The sequence below is a fragment of the Allorhizobium pseudoryzae genome, from assembly GCF_011046245.1.
In the GTDB taxonomy this organism is placed as follows: domain Bacteria; phylum Pseudomonadota; class Alphaproteobacteria; order Rhizobiales; family Rhizobiaceae; genus Neorhizobium; species Neorhizobium pseudoryzae.
This window is the reverse complement of record NZ_CP049244.1, coordinates 296,537-312,940: the sequence shown is the minus strand read 5'-3', so window position 1 is coordinate 312,940 and position 16,404 is coordinate 296,537. Positions and strand designations below refer to the sequence as shown.

The window sequence follows — 16,404 nt, the reverse complement described above, 5'->3', positions numbered from 1 at the left end:
ATGGTCGGCGCAATACGCATCCAGGGCATCAGGCAGAAGAGCCCATCCTTTCGGCGATCAGATCGCCCCTACGGTATTGCATCCTCAAAAGCGCCCCAGCCATCGTACACGACGGTTGCCCAACCGGGCAGATCGTCTGAAGCCTGCGGTGGAACGAATCTGCCGTTTCCAACGTCTTACTGCTCGCAGGTCAGTTTGCTGGTCCTATATCGAAAGTCGTCTGGGAGGATCTATGTCAGGCAGTTTGGGTGAGAAAGCAAAGACTGGGGTCGAGGGTCTGGACGACATTTTGTTGGGAGGCCTGTCCCGCCGTCACGTCTTTCTGCTCGAAGGCGCTCCAGGCTCGGGCAAGACGACGATCGCCCTGCAATTTTTGCTGGAAGGCGCCAAAATCGATGAGCGCTGCCTTTACATCACCCTTTCGGAGACCGAGGAAGAACTGCGTGACAGCGCGCTCTCCCATGGCAAGGATATCGGCAAACAGGTGGAGATATACGAGCTCGTTCCGCCTGAGAGCCTGCTCGATTCCGACCAGCAGCAAAGTCTCCTCTATTCCTCGGATCTGGAACTCGGCGAGACGACCAAGCTCATTTTCGAAGCCTTCGAGCGCGTAAAGCCCCATCGCGTTGTGATCGATAGCCTCTCGGAGATCCGGCTTCTGGCGCAGAGTTCGCTTCGCTACCGCCGACAGATCCTGGCGATGAAGCACTTTTTCTCACGGTCCGATGCAACGGTCCTCCTGTTGGACGACATGACCTCGGATGCCATGGATAAGACTGTCCACAGTGTCGTGCACGGCGTTATTCACCTTGAGCAGCTTGCTCCGGATTACGGATCGGAGCGTCGGCGCCTTCGGGTGCTCAAATATCGCGGTCAAGGTTTTCGTGGCGGCTATCACGACTTCATCATTAAGACCGGCGGCGTCGCCGTGTTTCCACGGCTTCGCGCTGTCGAGCACAAATCAGGATTTGAAAGATCCGTCCTGGCGAGCGGCATCAGCGCGTTCGACGATCTTCTCGGAGGCGGCATTGTGCGCGGGTCCAGCACGCTGCTGATCGGGCCGGCTGGAACCGGGAAGAGCCTCGTGGCGCTGCAGTTTGTCGAGGCAGCCATCCGGCGGGGGGAGCGGGCCGCCGTCTTCGTGTTCGACGAGGAATTGGGCCTGCTGTTTTCCCGGACGAAGGAGATGGGGCTGGACTTGGAGGCATTGCGTGATCAAAAGCTCATTCACATCGAACAGGTCGATGCAGCAGAACTGTCACCCGGTGAGTTTGCCCAGCGCGTCAGAGACCGTGTCGCCAGTTTCGACGCCACCACGGTTGTGATTGACAGCATCAATGGCTACCAGGCTGCCATGCCCGAGGAAAATGCGTTGATCCTGCACATGCACGAATTGCTGCAATTCTTGAACCGGCAGGGTGCCAACACCTTCATCACCGTCGCGCAGCATGGTCTTGTCGGCGACATGAAATCACCGGTGGACGTGACCTATCTTGCAGACACGGTCATCCTGCTACGCTATTTCGAGGCGGAAGGTCGAGTCCGTCGGGCGATCTCGGTGATCAAGAAGCGGACCGGAATGCACGAAGATACGATCCGGGAATACAAGATCAGCGGTGCCGGACTGACGCTTGGCGAGCCGCTGGCCGGATTCCAGGGGATTCTGCGAGGGGTTCCGGTTCTGGTCGGAGACGGGCATTCCCTGTTGCGGGCCCTTGATGAGGATGGCAGCCATTTCTGAGCGTGATGTCTTAGGCCTGATCCACGCCCCGCTGGGCCGTGACGCCGGTATTGCAAGGGCTTTGCTGCAGGATGCCGGCATTGCCGCAAAGGTTGCCGCCACGCTTGATGCGCTGGTGGCGGAACTGGGCGAGAATGTTGCCTTCGCGGTGATCACGGAAGAGGCTTTACACTCCGCCGATCTGCGCCCGCTTGTGTCGTGGATCGAAAGCCAGCCCAGTTGGTCCGACCTCCCGTTTATCATCCTGACGGCTCATGGCGGCGGGCCCGAGCGAAATCCTGCCGCCGCCCGACTGTCTGAAATCCTTGGCAATGTCAGTTTCATTGAGCGCCCCTTCCACCCAACCACATTCATCAGCGTGACCCGGTCCGCGATGCGCGCTCGGCGTCGGCAGTATGAGGCGAGTGCCCGCATGGAGGAACTGGACGAAGGCGAACGCCGCCTTCAGACAGCGCTGGAGGCGGGCCGACTTGGCGCGTGGGAGCTGGATCTGGCGACGAAGGTGTTGACGTCGTCGTCGACCTGCCGGGGAATTTTCGGCCGCAGTCCCGGAGATCGTTTCACCTATGGCGACTTGTTGGACGCCATTCATCCCGACGATCTGGCGCGCATGCAGGAGGCGGTCCGCAACACGCTGGAAACGGGCGTTGATTATGCGATCACCTACCGGACCGTCTGGCCCGACGGCTCGATCCATGGCGCCGAGATCCGCGCCCAACTCTACCGCGACCGCGCCGGCCAGCCCGTTAAGCTTGTCGGGGTGTCTGTCGACATCACGGAACGGCTTCTGGCGGAAGAGCAGCAGCGCCAACTCAACGAGATGCTCGAGGAACGCGTGGCGGAGCGGACGCGCGAGCTGCTGGACGCGCACCGGCTTGTGCTGGCCGAGGTCAGCCAGCGGGAGCGGGCGGAGGAGCAGCTTCGCCAGGCCCAGAAGATGGAAGCCATCGGGCAACTCACTGGCGGCGTGGCCCATGACTTCAACAACCTGCTGATGGCTGTGCTCGGCAACCTTGAACTTCTCCGCAAGCATGTGGCGGGCGATGCGAAAGCGACGCGCTTGATCGACGGCGCGCTGCAGGGCGCGCAGCGCGGCGCATCGCTCACCCAGCGGCTGCTTGCCTTTGCCCGCCGGCAGGATCTCCAGGTCGGTCCGGTCGACCTCGGCATGCTCGTTGCGGAGATGAAGGATTTGCTGCAGCGCTCGGTTGGCTCGCGGATTGCCGTAGAGGTTGCGGCGAGCGGGCATCTCCCTCCGGTATCGGCCGATGCAAACCAAGTGGAACTGGCGCTCCTCAATCTCGCCGTCAATGCCCGCGACGCGATGCCGGATGGCGGAACGATACGGATCGAGCTCAACCGGGTGGAGGAGAAAACGCCATCGGACTCACTGGCGCCGGGCAGCTATGTCGTCCTGTCGGTCATCGACCAAGGCTCGGGTATGGACGCTGCAACCGTGCAGAAGGCGATCGAGCCGTTCTTTTCCACCAAGGAACTCGGCAAGGGGACAGGTCTCGGCCTGTCGATGGTCCACGGGTTGGCATTGCAGCTCCATGGCCGATTGACCTTGAAGAGCGCCGTGGGCAAGGGGACAACGGCAGAACTGTGGATCCCCGTTTCCACCTCCGAGGTCCAGGAAAAACAGCAGGATGAGTTGCCGGCGGGACGTCCCGCCGCCGCCGGTCCAAAACGGATACTTCTGGTTGACGACGATATGCTGATTGCCATGAGCTCGGCCGATATGCTGGCCGACCTCGGCCATGAGGTCGTCGAAGCCTATTCTGGAAAGGAAGCGCTCGCATTGATGGACGGCGGAGCCACATTCGACCTTCTGATCACGGATTACTCCATGCCGGGCATGACAGGTGCGGAACTGGCAAAAGCTGCCCGTGAACGCGCGCCCGAACTGCCGATCCTGCTGGCTTCGGGCTACGCTGACCTGCCTTCGGGCCTGGAGATTGACGTCGCCAGACTGGCTAAACCCTACTCCCAACAGCAGCTGGCGTCCGTGCTGGGCACGATCCTATAGAGAGTTCCACGATCAGCGGAGCGGAATGGCTTGCCTGTGCTGGAAGGGATAGATCTGGAACGGCCTTCATTCTGCAGGCTCGCGGTTTCCGTCTGGCGCCGGATAAGGTTCGCGCCGAATGGCGAGCCGGGTGACGACGACGAAGAAGGCCGGGACGAAGAAGACCGCCAGCACCGTTCCGGAGATCATTCCGCCAAACAGGCCGGTCCCGATCGCATTCTGGGTTTCCGAGCTTGCACCTGATGCAATGACCAGCGGCACGACACCGAGGGTAAAGGCGAGCGAGGTCATGACGATGGGGCGCAGGCGCAGGCGTGCGGCTTCGACAACGGCGTCGGCAAGTCCAAGTCCGTCTCTCTGGCGTTTGCGCGCGAACTCGACGATCAGAACAGCGTTCTTGGCGGAGAGGCCGATCAGGGTGATCAGGCCGACCTTGAAGAAGACGTCATTGTCCAAGCCACGCAGATGAACAGCGATCACCGCCCCAAGAATCCCGAGCGGGACCACGAGCATGACGGAAAGCGGAATCGTCCAGCTTTCGTAAAGGGCTGCCAACACCAGGAAGACGATGAGGAACGAGAAGGCCATCAACATCGGCGCCTGAGCGCCGGATTGCCGCTCCTGCAGGGACTGCCCCGTCCATTCGATGGCAAAGCCTTTGGGAAGCTTGAGCGCCAGTTGCTGCAACTCGTCCATCGCCTTGCCACTCGAAACACCGCGCGCGGCAGAGCCCGACAGGCTGAGGGATGGATATCCGTTATAGCGCGTCACCTGCAGCGGAATGGTGGACCATTCCGCCGTCACGATCTCGGAGAGCTGGACCATCTTGCCAGCATCGTTGCGGACATGCAGGTGGAGGACGTCATCGACCTGCATCCGGCTTGCCGGCTCGGCCTGCACGATGACCTGCTGGAGCCGACCGTTGCGCGGGAAATCGTTGACATAGGTCGAACCGACGGCACCACTGAGCGTGTCACTGATCGTGGTGTAGGCGACCCCCAGGGCACTGGCCTTCTCGCGATCGACCACAAGGGTAACGCTCGGACCGGTGGGAAGCCCGTCCACCCGCACGTCGCGGAGCTGGGTGTTGCGTGACGCAAGCTGCGTGAGTTGCGCTGCCGCCTCGGCAAGCGCCTGTTCGCCATGATTGGCGCGATCCTGAAGCCTCAGCGTAAATCCAGAACTCGTGCCGAGTTCATCGATTGCCGGCGGCTTCATGCTGAGAACCTCGCCTTCGGGCGCGGCAGCCATGGCTTCGGTGGCTGCATTCACTTCGTCGTCGATCCGGGTCGAGCGTTTGTCCCACTCCTTCAGGCTCGTAAACGCCATGGCCGTGTTGGCGCCGGAACCCGAGAAGCCAAAACCCATGATTGTCAGGTTGTTGACGATATTCGGTCGCGTCTGGACGTGTTTCTCAAAGAGGTCAACGATGTCGCGGGTGCGCTCTGCCGTTGCCTCTGCCGGCAACGTAAAAGAGGTCATGAACGAACCCTGGTCTTCCTCTGGAACGAATGCCGTGGCCAGCGCGCCGTAACCATAGGCCACCGCGCCCACGATCGCCCCATAGACAAGCATCGTCCGACCCGTCTTGTGAACCAGGCGGGCGATCCAACCGGTGTAGCGCTCGGTCAATCGATCAAAGCCGCGATTGAACCAGCCGAACAGCCCTTTCCGTTGATGGTGCCCGCGCTCGATCGGCTTCAACAGGCTGGCGCACAGAGCGGGGGTGAGGCTGAGAGCCAGAAACGCGGAGAAGACGATCGACACCGCCATCGATACCGTGAACTGGCGGTAGATGGCCCCAACCGAGCCGGAGGCCAGTCCCATCGGAAGAAGGACAGCCGTGAGCACAAGCGTAATGCCGATTACCGCGCCGGTGATCTCGCCCATCGCCTTGCGCGTGGCCTCACGGGGCGACAGACCTTCTGTCGCCATCAGCCGTTCGACATTCTCGACGACCACGATCGCGTCGTCAACGATGATGCCGATCGCGAGAACCATGCCGAACATCGTGAGAACGTTGATGGAATATCCCAGCGCCAGCATGACCGCGAAGGTGCCGAGCAATGCGATCGGTGCGACGATGGCCGGAATGAGAGTGTATCGGATGTTCTGCAGGAAGAGCAGCATGATCAGAAAGACGAGCACCATGGCCTCGGCCAGTGTCTGAGCCACTTTCTGGATCGAAACCTTCACAAAAGGTGCGGTGTCATAGGAGATCGCATACTCGATCCCCGCCGGCATGGTCAGCGATAGCTCTGCCAGCCGCGCACGAATCCCACTGGATGTGCTGACAGCGTTTGCTCCGGGAGTAACCTGAATGGCGGCGGCCGTGGCCGGCTGGCCCCCGTCGAGGATGGCAAAGCTGGAGGATTGCGATCCGACCTCGATCCGGGCAAGTTCGCCGAGGGTCAAGCGAGAACCGTCGGGGTTCGAGCGGAGGATGACGTCAGCGAACTCTTCGGCCGTCCGCAACTGGCCCTTGATACTGAGCGGCACGCTGACCTTCTGCCCTGGCACTGTCGGCGCATCTCCAAGACGGCCGGGTGCCACCTGCAGGTTCTGCGACTGGATCGCCTGCGTGACCTCGGCCATCGAGATGGAATGCGCAAGAAGCCGCACGGGGTCGATCCAGACCCGCATGGCCGCCTCCGAGCCGAAGGACTGGACGCGACCGACGCCTGATACGCGTTTCAGTTCGGGAGCGATGGTGCGCACGAGGTAATCGTCCAGCGAAAGCGCGTCGATCGTACCGTCCTTCGACTTCAAGGAGACAATCATCAGGAAGCCCGACGAAGCGGACTCGACGGACAGGCCAGCCCGGCGGACCGCCTCGGGCAACCGCGGCTCGACGGCCTTCAGCCTGTTCTGGATGTCCACCTGTGCCAGTTCCGGATCCGTGCCCGGCTTGAAGGTGACGGTGACGTTCGAGGATCCCGAAGAGTCCGCAGACGAATCGAAATAAAGCACATTCTTTGCGCCGGAAATCTCGCGTTCGATGAGACTGGTGACACTGTCATTGATCACCTGCGGAGTGGCGCCCGTGTAGGTGGCGTAGATCGAGACGCTTGGTGGAGCAATGGCCGGATAACGCGAGACGGGCAGTTGCGGGATGGCGATGAGGCCAGCGATCACAATCAGGATCGCGATGACCCATGCAAAGACGGGCCGTTCGATGAAAAACTGCGGCATGGTGGCTTTCTCAACTCTGCGTATCAGCTGCGGCATGCGCCGGCGATGTCTCAAGCGGCTGACCGCTCTGGATCCGTTCCTGGCCTTGCACGACGATGGTTTCACCAGCCGCAAGACCGCGTGTTACGAGGTAATGGCGATCGATCAGCGGACCCAGTTCGACCCGGCGTTTCTCGCCGGTCTTGTCCGCCGCCACGACGACGAGTTGCGGCTTTCCGGTCAGGTCACGTATCACCGCCTCCTGCGGCACCAGAAGTGCGGCGGAATAGACCTCCCGCGGGACCATCGCGCGAACGAACATGCCCGGCAGCAACTGGTTCTCGGGGTTCGGTACGACGAAGCGGATGCCTAAACTGCCTGTGGCGCTGTCCACCGAGATGTCGGAGAAGACGATCCTGCCGACATGGGCGTAGGGCCTGTCCATGATCGTCTTGATTCGGACGGGCAGCTTTTCCGGATCGTCGAGATCGGATCCGGATGCCGTTTCGCGCAGCCTTTCCAGGCTCATCGACGATTGACGGACATCGACATAGACCTCATCGATCTGCTGGATGACAGCGAGAGGCGAGTTCGCGGAAGTGGAGGCAAGCCCACCTTCCGTCATGAAGGATTGGCCGATCGTCCCGCTGATCGGGCTGCGGATCGTGGCATTTGCCAATTCGAGCTTTCGCCGTGCCAGATTGGCCGTGGCCTCGGCGACGCTCGCCTTCGCCTGGGCGAGCACCGCGGTCGCATTGTTGAAAGCCTCGTCACTGGTGATCTTCTGCGCCGAGAGAAGCTGAGCACGCTCGAACTTGACCTTCGCGTTGACGAATTCGGCTTCGGCACGCGCCAGCACGGCGGTGGCCGCATCGACATCGGCTGCAAAGGGGGCCGGGTCAATCTGGAAGAGTGCCGCATCGGCGTTTACGAAAGCGCCCTCCTGGAAGAGCTTCTTCTGAATGATGCCGCTGACCTGCGGCCGGATCTCGGCCGTGCGCAAGGCACTGACACGTCCCGGCAGTTCGTCATAAACAGTGACGGCTTGCGGCAGCACCGTCATCACGCTGACGCGCACTGGCGGCGTTTCGGCGGACGCATGCGCCTTGACGTTCGGCTGATCGCTGCAGGCAACGAGAACCAACATCGGAAGGCAGCACAAGCAAAAGATCCAGATCAGCGTTACAGTCCGCATGGGAGGCATCGTCCTTCGTGCGAGGAAAAGCTTGAGGGCTATCCTTTAGAAGGGTTGCATTGGTGCTTTGTGGAGGTTCTGTTGCGAACGTATGGAGGCGCGGGGCGCCCACTCGACCCCTGGACAATTGGATGGCATTGATGTTGCCAGGAGTTCGATGACCATGACAGAGCTTGTTCTGATTGCCGAAGACGATGCGGAGATCGCGGGCATTCTCGAGGCCTATTTTACCCGTGAGGGATTTCGCACGGTGCATGCCCGCGACGGGCAGATTGCCCTTGATCTGCATCGCGCACTGAAACCAGACATCGTTCTGGCGGATATCACCATGCCGCGGCTGGATGGCTGGGAGCTTCTTGCTGAAATTCAAAGGCGAGACCGCACGCCCGTCATCATGATCACAGCCTTGGATGAAGACGGCGACCGTCTTCAAGGGTTGCGGATCGGCGCTGACGATTACATCGTCAAGCCGTTCAATCCGATCGAGGTCGTCGCGCGGGCCAAGGCTGTCTTGCGCCGCGCCGGTCTTGGCCAGACAAGTGCAGTCATTCGCGTCGCAACCCTGACAATCGATCTCGACAGCTATCAGGTGAAGATCGAAAGGGACGGTGCAATGACCACTCTTTCCCTGACGCTGACCGAATTCAGGCTGCTCGCGCATCTCGCGAGGACTCCAACCAGAGTTTTCACTCGAAGCGAACTCGTGGATGCCTGCCTGCCGGGTTCCGATGCGCTGGATCGCACCATTGACAGTCACCTCAGCAAATTGCGCAAAAAGCTTGAGCAGGCTGGGGGCGAGGGATTGCTGGCCAGCATTCGAGGTGTCGGCTACCGTCTGGCGGTCGATGCATGATCGGGAAGGGCCTCAGCCGGCAGATCCTCGTCGCCATGGCGTCCGTCACCGTGGCCGCGGGCCTGCTGGTGTTCTTTGGAACCTACCTTGCCTTCACCGTCCTTTTCTACTTTTCTCCCTGGTCGGAAGACACCGACGGCTGGCTGACGGGCTTTGATTTTGTCATCCTGGCCATCCTCATCTTCATCGCGCTCATCGTTGCGGCGGTCGCGGCGTTCAGGCTCGCGCGCCGCATTCTCGAGCCGCTGGAATCGCTGGCGGTGAGCGCGAGGCGCATCAAAGAGGGTGATCTGTCTGCCCGTGCCATCCCCGGCGACCACTCCTTGGGCGAGACCGCCCTTCTTGTCGAAGACTTCAACGCCATGGCGCAGCGTCTCCAGGATATGGCTGCGGACATGACCTTGTGGAATGCCAAAATAGCCCATGAATTGCGAACGCCGCTGACCATCCTGAAAGGGCGCCTGCAAGGCATGATCGACGGTGTCTTCGAACCGGACGAGACGTCGCTCCATGCCCTGGTGCTTCAGGTGGATTCGCTTGCCAGGCTGGTGGAAGACCTGCGAACGGTCACGCTTGCCGATAGCGGTCACCTCGATCTTCGCCTTCAGCCGGTCAGGCTGAAGGAAGAGATCCTGCGGCTGGCGGGGGTGCTGGATGAGGAGCTGACACAGGACGGTTTTGGACTGCAGCTCGACCTGGCCGATGTCACGGTCCGGGTGGATGCCATGCGAATCCGGCAGGTCCTTCTTGCCCTCATCACCAATGCACGCCGCTACGCCCATCGTGGCCTTATCGAAATCAGCCTTCGTGTGGAGAGGGATCAGGTGATCCTGCGTGTCGCCGACGAAGGTCCGGGCCTTGCGTCCGATATCGCCGCTTCCGCGTTCGAACCCTTCAAGAGAGGCGGAGCGTCCGGCTCGCTGGAGAAGGGCGGAAATGGGCTCGGTCTGTCCGTGGTCCGTGCGATCGTCGAGGCGCATGGCGGCACAGTTCGCCACGCGCCGTCTGAAAAAGGCGGCGCGATGTTCGAGATCTTTCTTGGAAACCCAGTCTCCTGAGCCTCCATTGACTGCGGCTCCGGGGCGGAAGTCTGCGGATGGTTCAGCAGTACGCCTTGCCTCCACGAAGTCGTAAACCCGGCTTGCTAGTTTTTGTCGTGCGCAATCATCCCAGTGGCGTTCAAGATGTTCTGCCGGGGATGAACGGAAAGGGCGCATACGGGGGCAAGGCCGCCCCCTGTTCATTGGCCGTTGGAGAGACGTTTTGACCCATCAAACTGTAAGCCTCACCGTTGCAGATCCAGATGATCTTCCGCACTTCAAGGAGGAACTCCAGGAGGCATTTTCCGTCGCAGTTATCGATGAATACGGGGCGTTGCCTGATGGTCCCATTCCGTCCGATGAGGATCTCGACAAGGCCATCAAAGCATCGGGAGCTGTCGCGTTGCGCATTCGTTCAGACGGCAAGACGGTGGGCGGCGCGGTGGTGACCATCGATGAAGAGACACATCACAACACGTTGGACCTGTTCTTCCTGAAGGTCGGCGAGCATGGGCGGGGTCTGGGTCATAAAGCCTGGCTTGCCATTGAAGCGCGCTATCCGCAGACAATCACCTGGCAAACCCATACGCCGTATTTCGAGAAACGGAACATCCACTTCTATGTAAACAAATGCGGATTCAAGATCACCGCGTTTCACCACGCCAAGCACCCGGATCCGCACCAGCCCGGCCCGCGTGATTTGCCGGACGACGAGGGATTTTTGTTCGAGAAGATAATGCGATAGCAAGCTTCTCTCGGTGAGACTGGGCGCGCATGGCTGTCCCGCGCGGGCCTGAAATACAAGCAAACAATGGCTTGGCGTCGTTCCGCCTCCGGCTGGCGCCGCCGAAACGCTCGGAGCGGTGGCACCAGGGCTCAGCGTCCGCGCTTTTGGCGCTCGCGAAAGGCGGCAACCTTGAAGCGGTTTCCGCAAAGGGCCTGACTGCACCAGCGGCGCCGGTGCCCTTTTGTTCGATCCTGAAACCAGATCGAGCACGCTGGATTTTCACATTTACGAATATTATCCCAGTCGCCACCGGCGACCATCTCGGCGGCGGCAAGTGCGACGGGCGCCATGATTTGCGCAGCATCGGTCCACAAGCGCCGATGCACCAGCACCACATCGCCGGTCGCGTCCGTCACAAGCTGGCTTGCCATCCTGTCCGGCAGCAGCCAGCGGTTGATAAGCTGCAAGTCATCAATGCGCAGCGCCGAGCGCCCCTCGGATGCCATTCGTCCAACCAGGCTCCGAAATTCCTCGCGCCAGGCCACGGCTTCGCGCGCAATCGCATCCAGAGTCACGGCATTCCACGTGGCGTGGATGTCTGCAGCGTCGCTTTTGCTGATCGCTCCGAACACGTCAAGCCAATCCACCAGATCCTTGCCCGAGCGTATCCAATCGACGATCTCACCTTGGGGGGTGGCGACGGAGTTGAGAAAATCAAGCGCCAGATGATCGCCAAGGGCAATGGCTGGCATTGCCCAGTGCGAACCGGCTGTCGGACGGGAAGGGTCTGTGTCATTCATCACCGATAAGTAACCTAAAAAAATCGAGTTGACAAGTTACAGCGCCCATGTAACCGATAAAATTCAAATTAACGGTTACATGGAGCCTGTAAATGACCTTATCCTCCTCTCGTTTCTCAATCGGCCTCGCAGCCCTTGCAGTCGGCAGCGGCTTGCTGGCTGCCGCAACGCCACGCGCTGCCGGGGCCGCAGATCACCGCGTGCTCAGCCATCATGTCAGCGTCGATGGTCTCAACATCCACTATCGGGAATCCGGATCCCCGAATGGGCCCGTGCTGCTGCTGCTCCACGGTTTTCCCTCGTCCTCGCACATGTTCCGGGATCTGATGCCGCTGATCGATCCCAAATATCGCGTCATCGCACCCGACTATCCCGGCTTTGGTTATAGCGCGGCCCCTGATCCGGCCCAGTTCAGCTATGACTTCTCGCGGGTCACCGACGTGATGGACGATTTCCTCGATGTCTTGGGCGCGACGTCCTACGTCATCTACATGCAGGATTTCGGCGGCCCGGTCGGAATGCGTCTTGCCGTCAAGCATCCGGAGCGGGTGAGGGGTCTGATCGTCCAGAATGCCACCTTCCATGCCGAGGGCTGGAATCCGGATGTCGCAAAGAATTTCGGGCCCTTCTGGAAAGCGCGCACGGCGGAGACGGAAAAGCCCCTGCGCGGTTTCCTGGCCGCCGAGACCACGAAGTGGCAGTACACGCAAGGGGCGGTCCGGGCAGAGCGTTTGAATGCCGATGCCTGGACGCTTGATCAGGCTTTGCTCGATCGCCCGGGCATTGATGCCGTCATGCTGCAATATCTCTGGTCCTACCAGGATAATCTTGCGCGGTATGAGTCATGGCAGGCCTATCTGAAGCGCAACCAGCCCGCCACACTGATCGCCTGGGGTAAGAACGATCCGTTCTTCACCATGGCTGGTGTCGAAGCTCTTCAAGCCTTGCTGCCGCATGCCACCACGGAGCTTTATGACGCCGGGCATTTTGCGCTTGAGACGCATGCGGAAGAGATTGCGGCTGCGACAAACCGTTTCCTCGCGGCCAACGTCCGATAACCCGGGGCAATCGCGGGCGTACTGATGCCTGTTTATGAACGTGAGGGGATGCCGTGGCTGGCATCCTCTCTCCAGTACCTGTGGCCCGTGGACGCCAGCAGTTCTCGCTGCTGGCGTCGTTTCATCTGAAGATCGAGGCCGGTTCAAGATTTGGCAGAGTTCACGGCTTCAATGGCGCAGGCTTCGTCCCGGTCACCTCCCGGTGCTCCACCCACGCCCAGGGCTCCGACGACCACGCCATCCTTCACAATTGCCACAGCGCCTGCCAGGAGCAGGATATCGGGAAGGGTTGCGATCGCAGCACCCTGGGGCGTTTGGCCTACCTTCTGCACGAAGTCGCCGAGCTTTGAGAAGCCGAAGATCGGCGCGAGTGTCGCGACCGTGTAGGCTTTGCGAAAGCTTGAGGTTTGCGTGTGCGGTGTGGCGCGATCGCCTCGCCCGAAGGCGATCATTTGGCCGCTCGCATCAACCACCGCAGCCGAGACTTTGAAATTTTTCGCCTCGCAGTCGCTGATTGCGTTGTCCACCAACTTGCGGGCCTCGGAAAGAGACAGTCTCGGCGACGCATCCTCAGCCCGCGCAAACGATGAGGTCAACGACAGTGCGATGATGATGGCGTGTGAATAAGGAGAACTTTTCGGGTTCATTTCAGTCCTCATGTTATGGGAGTGGCGCTGCATAACATGAAGAGTAACGTTATAAATGTATTTTGTAAGGTTTCATCGTTATGTGATCAACTGGATTGGCCGAGGGCGGACAAGCGTGACTTCAGCCGATCCGCGGCAAAATCGATGAAGACCCTGATCTTTTTCGGCACCGATCCGCGTTTGGGGTACATGAGGCTCACCGGCCAATCCGGCCCCTCAAAATCTTCCATGAAGGTTTCGAGCCTGCCGGCCCGCAGTGCATCGTCCACCTGATAGGACAGGACCCGTGTCAGACCAAGACCGGATATCGCAGCGTCGACGGCTGCTTCCGCCGTATTGACCGTCAGCCGGGGATGGATCTCCACCTGCACATCCGCATCCGCTGACCGGAAAGTCCAGTTGCTGCCACTCGTCAGCGTTTGGAAACTCACGCAGAAGTGGTTCTCCAACTCTTCCGGTCGGGTGGGGCGGCCATGCTGCGAAAGGTAGTCGGGGCTCGCGCAAAGGACCTGGCGCAGCGTGCCGATGGTGCGGGCCGCAAGGCCGCTATCCCTGAGAGTGCCGATACGCACGGCGAGATCGACATGCTCCTCCGCCAGGTCAACGATCCTGTCGGACTGGATGAGGCGGACCCGAATGTCGGGATACATCTTGAGAAAGTCAGCGATGACAGGAAGCACGTGCAGTCGGCCGAACACAACGGGCGACGTAATGATCAGGCTGCCTTTCGGTCGGAACAGTTCTCCACCCGCAACCCGTTCCGCTTCGGCGACATCATCAAGAATGCGGCGGCATGCTGTGGCAAAATCAACGCCAACGTCAGTCGGAACCAGGCCGCGTCCTGCGCGCTGCAGCAACCGTGTCCCCAGATGGGCCTCGAGATCGGATATTTTCCGGCTCAAGGTGGCAAGCGGTATGGATCGCGCGCGCGCCACTGCCGAAAGACTTCCCATGTCCAGTACGTCGAGAAAGAGAGCCATGGAGTCCAGACGGTCCATTTTGATTTCCAAAAAATGAGAGATTGTCTTCCAAAGATAGCGGATATACCCGAAAAACGGAAGATGAGATGGTGTTGTCGTCGCTTGAACCTCACGAAAGGCAGAAGACAATGACCAACATCGCAACTCCCGCTGATATTGCCAATGCGCCCGAAGCATCCCGCTCCTTGCTGGAGCAGGTCAAATCGCAACTCGGGAGCGTTCCCAACCTCTTTCGGGTCGTCTCCAACAGCCCGGCGGCCCTGGAAGGCTATCTCGCCATGTCGGGTGCGCTCGGCAAGGGCAGGCTTCCCGCCAAGACCCGCGAAGGGATCGCCCTGGCCGTGGCGCAGATCAATGGCTGCGGCTACTGCCTTGCGGCACACACCTACATCGGCAAGAACCTCGCAAAGATCGACGACGCTGAAATTGCAGCCAATCGCAGCGGCAGATCCATCGACGCCAAGGTGGATTCCGCCGTCCGATTTGCCGTCAAGGTCGCGGTTGAGCGCGGCCATGTCACCCGCGAGGATGTCAGTGTCGTCAAGGCAGCCGGTTACGACGACGCGCAGATCGTCGAGATCGTCCAGCACGTAGCCCTCAATACCTGGACGAATTACATCAACGAAGTCGCTGGCACGGAAATCGATTTTCCCGCCGTATCCTGAAGCGCTGAATGGAAGTCGGCCGGGTATCGCGGTCGACTTCCGCTTGAACCGGAGAGCGATATGTCCCGACCCCCTTTACCGCCGTTTGACAAGGAAAGCGCCATCATCAAGGTCCGCCGGGCCGAAGATGCCTGGAATGGGCGCGATCCGGATGTTGTGTGTCTGGCCTATACCCCTGACAGCCGTTGGCGAAATCGATCGGAATTCATTGAGGGACGGCAACAGATCCGTGGCTTCCTTGCGCGCAAATGGGCGTGCGAGCTCGAATATCGGCTGATCAAGGAACTATGGGCCTATCAGGACAATCGCATCGCAGTGCGGTTTGCGTACGAATGGCACGACCATTCCGGCCAATGGTTCCGGTCTTACGGAAACGAGAACTGGGAGTTCGATGGCGAGGGTCTGATGCGGTTGCGCATCGCCAGCATCAACGATTTGCCCATTCATGACGGTCAACGTGTCTTTCATTGGAGGCCTGGTCCCAGGCCGCATGACCATCCGTCGTTGAGCGAACTGGGGTTATAAAGGAGATCAGGTCCATGTCCGAAATCAGAAACCCTGTCCCCAGCGACGTCGCCTTCACGTCTGCGGTGAAGGCTGCCCAGACCCGGAGGAATTCGAGGGCAGCTTATGCACGCATGGAGGACCATGGCTCCTGGCCGGTGGATCTGTCCCCGGACCTTGTTCGGTTCATCGAAAGCAGAAAGAGCGCATTTCTGGGAACGGCAAGCGCCGACGGACAACCTTATATCCAGCATCGTGGCGGTCCTGCCGGTTTTCTCAAGGTGCTGGATCCGCGTACGGTGGCTTTTGCCGATTACGCGGGAAATCGCCAGTACATCACCATAGGCAATCTGTCGGAAAACCCGAAGGCCCACCTGTTCCTGATCGATTACGATCTGCGTCAGCGCGTCAAGCTGTGGGGCCGGGTTCTGGTTGTCGAGGGCGACCGGGATCTGATTGCCCGTCTGTCGCCGCCCGACTATCGGGCGCGGATCGAGCGAGCCATGCTTTTCACGGTCGAGACATGGGATGTCAATTGTCCGCAGCATATCCCGCATCTTGTGGAGCCGGAGCCTCTGCGGGCTGCAATCGCCGAACGTGACCTCAAGATTGCGGCGCTGGAGCGTGATATCGAGGAACTCAAGCGCCGTGGGGATCGACCGGTTCAGGAGTGAATTTGCGCAACCACCGGGGATGTCCGTGCGGGCGTTCTCACCAGCACAATCTCACCGCCGTTCCGATGGCAGGCGCGCGACCGACCTTGATGCACGGCGATGTGATGACGCGCTCCAACTTCGATGTAACGAACCGCCCCTCCTTGACGAAATGTCCATCGTGCGCCACCGCGAACCAGATCGAGGCCAGACGCCCCGTGCACGAGATGACCGATGTCACCTCGGGGACACGGGCTTAATGCTCGGGTTCATCAGTTCGGAGAGGTGGAGTGGTCCCCAAGCCGACCGAGGGTTTTCCTTCTGTCCATTGAGATGAGGTG

14 protein-coding genes are annotated in these 16,404 nt (G+C 60.3%); 9 read left to right on the top strand and 5 right to left on the bottom strand.

The features are described from left to right. Window positions 1-232: 232 nt before the first annotated feature. Both G6N78_RS20410 and G6N78_RS20405 read left to right on the top strand, forming a co-directional pair. On the top strand, window positions 233-1,741 hold the full coding sequence (locus G6N78_RS20410) for an ATPase domain-containing protein (protein WP_165225287.1): 1,509 nt from the start codon (window positions 233-235) through the stop codon (window positions 1,739-1,741). Beyond that, window positions 1,725-3,770, top strand: coding sequence for a hybrid sensor histidine kinase/response regulator (locus G6N78_RS20405; protein WP_165225291.1), 2,046 nt, complete (start codon window positions 1,725-1,727; stop codon window positions 3,768-3,770). The genes G6N78_RS20410 and G6N78_RS20405 overlap by 17 nt, the downstream gene beginning before the upstream one ends. 66 nt (window positions 3,771-3,836) lie before the next feature. Here the strand turns inward: G6N78_RS20405 and G6N78_RS20400 are convergent, their stop codons facing one another. Both G6N78_RS20400 and G6N78_RS20395 read right to left on the bottom strand, forming a co-directional pair. After that, the gene (locus tag G6N78_RS20400) at window positions 3,837-6,962 is read right to left on the bottom strand and encodes a multidrug efflux RND transporter permease subunit (protein WP_165223185.1); all 3,126 of its coding nucleotides are present in this window, start codon (window positions 6,960-6,962) and stop codon (window positions 3,837-3,839) included. 10 nt (window positions 6,963-6,972) lie between these two features. After that, entirely contained in the window at window positions 6,973-8,088 is a 1,116-nt protein-coding gene (locus G6N78_RS20395) for an efflux RND transporter periplasmic adaptor subunit (protein ID WP_234906058.1), read from the bottom strand. 211 nt (window positions 8,089-8,299) lie between these two features. On the opposite strand from G6N78_RS20395, the gene G6N78_RS20390 reads away from it, so the two are divergent. The 3 genes from G6N78_RS20390 to G6N78_RS20380 all read left to right on the top strand — a co-directional run bounded on the left by G6N78_RS20390 (window position 8,300) and on the right by G6N78_RS20380 (window position 10,774). After that, the gene (locus tag G6N78_RS20390; RefSeq protein ID WP_165225284.1) at window positions 8,300-8,989 is read left to right on the top strand and encodes a response regulator; all 690 of its coding nucleotides are present in this window, start codon (window positions 8,300-8,302) and stop codon (window positions 8,987-8,989) included. Next, on the top strand, window positions 8,986-10,047 hold the full coding sequence (locus tag G6N78_RS20385; protein WP_165223181.1) for an ATP-binding protein: 1,062 nt from the start codon (window positions 8,986-8,988) through the stop codon (window positions 10,045-10,047). Before G6N78_RS20390 ends, G6N78_RS20385 begins: the two co-directional genes overlap by 4 nt. Window positions 10,048-10,252: 205 nt before the next feature. After that, window positions 10,253-10,774, top strand: coding sequence for a GNAT family N-acetyltransferase (locus G6N78_RS20380; protein WP_165223179.1), 522 nt, complete (start codon window positions 10,253-10,255; stop codon window positions 10,772-10,774). 131 nt (window positions 10,775-10,905) lie between these two features. On the opposite strand, the gene G6N78_RS20375 is transcribed toward G6N78_RS20380, so the two are convergent. Beyond that, window positions 10,906-11,556, bottom strand: a complete 651-nt coding sequence (locus G6N78_RS20375) for a CGNR zinc finger domain-containing protein (RefSeq protein WP_165223176.1) — start codon at window positions 11,554-11,556, stop codon at window positions 10,906-10,908. A 92-nt stretch (window positions 11,557-11,648) separates the two neighbouring features. Here G6N78_RS20375 and G6N78_RS20370 point away from each other — a divergent pair, with 92 nt between their 5' ends. Continuing rightward, window positions 11,649-12,614: an alpha/beta fold hydrolase gene (locus tag G6N78_RS20370; RefSeq protein WP_165223173.1), complete on the top strand. Its 966-nt coding sequence runs from the start codon at window positions 11,649-11,651 to the stop codon at window positions 12,612-12,614. 143 nt (window positions 12,615-12,757) lie between these two features. On the opposite strand, the gene G6N78_RS20365 is transcribed toward G6N78_RS20370, so the two are convergent. Next, on the bottom strand, window positions 12,758-13,261 hold the full coding sequence (locus tag G6N78_RS20365) for a GlcG/HbpS family heme-binding protein (protein ID WP_165223170.1): 504 nt from the start codon (window positions 13,259-13,261) through the stop codon (window positions 12,758-12,760). Window positions 13,262-13,347: 86 nt separating this feature from the next. Beyond that, window positions 13,348-14,370, bottom strand: coding sequence for a LysR family transcriptional regulator (locus G6N78_RS20360; protein WP_306416226.1), 1,023 nt, complete (start codon window positions 14,368-14,370; stop codon window positions 13,348-13,350). Here G6N78_RS20360 and G6N78_RS20355 point away from each other — a divergent pair. The 3 genes from G6N78_RS20355 to G6N78_RS20345 are packed head-to-tail and all read left to right on the top strand — an operon-like array spanning window position 14,370 to window position 16,084. Continuing rightward, window positions 14,370-14,906, top strand: coding sequence for a carboxymuconolactone decarboxylase family protein (locus tag G6N78_RS20355; RefSeq protein ID WP_165223167.1), 537 nt, complete (start codon window positions 14,370-14,372; stop codon window positions 14,904-14,906). The two genes, G6N78_RS20360 and G6N78_RS20355, sit on opposite strands and share 1 nt — an antisense overlap. 60 nt (window positions 14,907-14,966) lie before the next feature. Continuing rightward, a complete protein-coding gene (locus G6N78_RS20350; RefSeq protein ID WP_165223164.1) occupies window positions 14,967-15,431 on the top strand; it encodes a nuclear transport factor 2 family protein in 465 nt (154 codons plus the stop codon). A 14-nt stretch (window positions 15,432-15,445) separates the two neighbouring features. Then, window positions 15,446-16,084, top strand: a complete 639-nt coding sequence (locus G6N78_RS20345) for a pyridoxamine 5'-phosphate oxidase family protein (protein WP_165223161.1) — start codon at window positions 15,446-15,448, stop codon at window positions 16,082-16,084. The last annotated feature ends 320 nt before the right edge of the window (window positions 16,085-16,404 follow it).

What these genes read in the sequence shown, in the direction of transcription:
- G6N78_RS20385 (WP_165223181.1), top strand. Translation starts at nt 8,986, where the DNA reads ATGATCGGGAAGGGCCTCAGCCGGCAGATCCTCGTCGCCATGGCGTCC.
- G6N78_RS20410 (WP_165225287.1), top strand. Translation starts at nt 233, where the DNA reads ATGTCAGGCAGTTTGGGTGAGAAAGCAAAGACTGGGGTCGAGGGTCTG.
- G6N78_RS20375 (WP_165223176.1), bottom strand. Translation starts at nt 11,556, where the DNA reads ATGAATGACACAGACCCTTCCCGTCCGACAGCCGGTTCGCACTGGGCA.
- G6N78_RS20405 (WP_165225291.1), top strand. Translation starts at nt 1,725, where the DNA reads ATGGCAGCCATTTCTGAGCGTGATGTCTTAGGCCTGATCCACGCCCCG.
- G6N78_RS20345 (WP_165223161.1), top strand. Translation starts at nt 15,446, where the DNA reads ATGTCCGAAATCAGAAACCCTGTCCCCAGCGACGTCGCCTTCACGTCT.
- G6N78_RS20400 (WP_165223185.1), bottom strand. Translation starts at nt 6,962, where the DNA reads ATGCCGCAGTTTTTCATCGAACGGCCCGTCTTTGCATGGGTCATCGCG.
- G6N78_RS20355 (WP_165223167.1), top strand. Translation starts at nt 14,370, where the DNA reads ATGACCAACATCGCAACTCCCGCTGATATTGCCAATGCGCCCGAAGCA.
- G6N78_RS20395 (WP_234906058.1), bottom strand. Translation starts at nt 8,088, where the DNA reads ATGTTGGTTCTCGTTGCCTGCAGCGATCAGCCGAACGTCAAGGCGCAT.
- G6N78_RS20365 (WP_165223170.1), bottom strand. Translation starts at nt 13,261, where the DNA reads ATGAACCCGAAAAGTTCTCCTTATTCACACGCCATCATCATCGCACTG.
- G6N78_RS20390 (WP_165225284.1), top strand. Translation starts at nt 8,300, where the DNA reads ATGACAGAGCTTGTTCTGATTGCCGAAGACGATGCGGAGATCGCGGGC.
- G6N78_RS20370 (WP_165223173.1), top strand. Translation starts at nt 11,649, where the DNA reads ATGACCTTATCCTCCTCTCGTTTCTCAATCGGCCTCGCAGCCCTTGCA.
- G6N78_RS20350 (WP_165223164.1), top strand. Translation starts at nt 14,967, where the DNA reads ATGTCCCGACCCCCTTTACCGCCGTTTGACAAGGAAAGCGCCATCATC.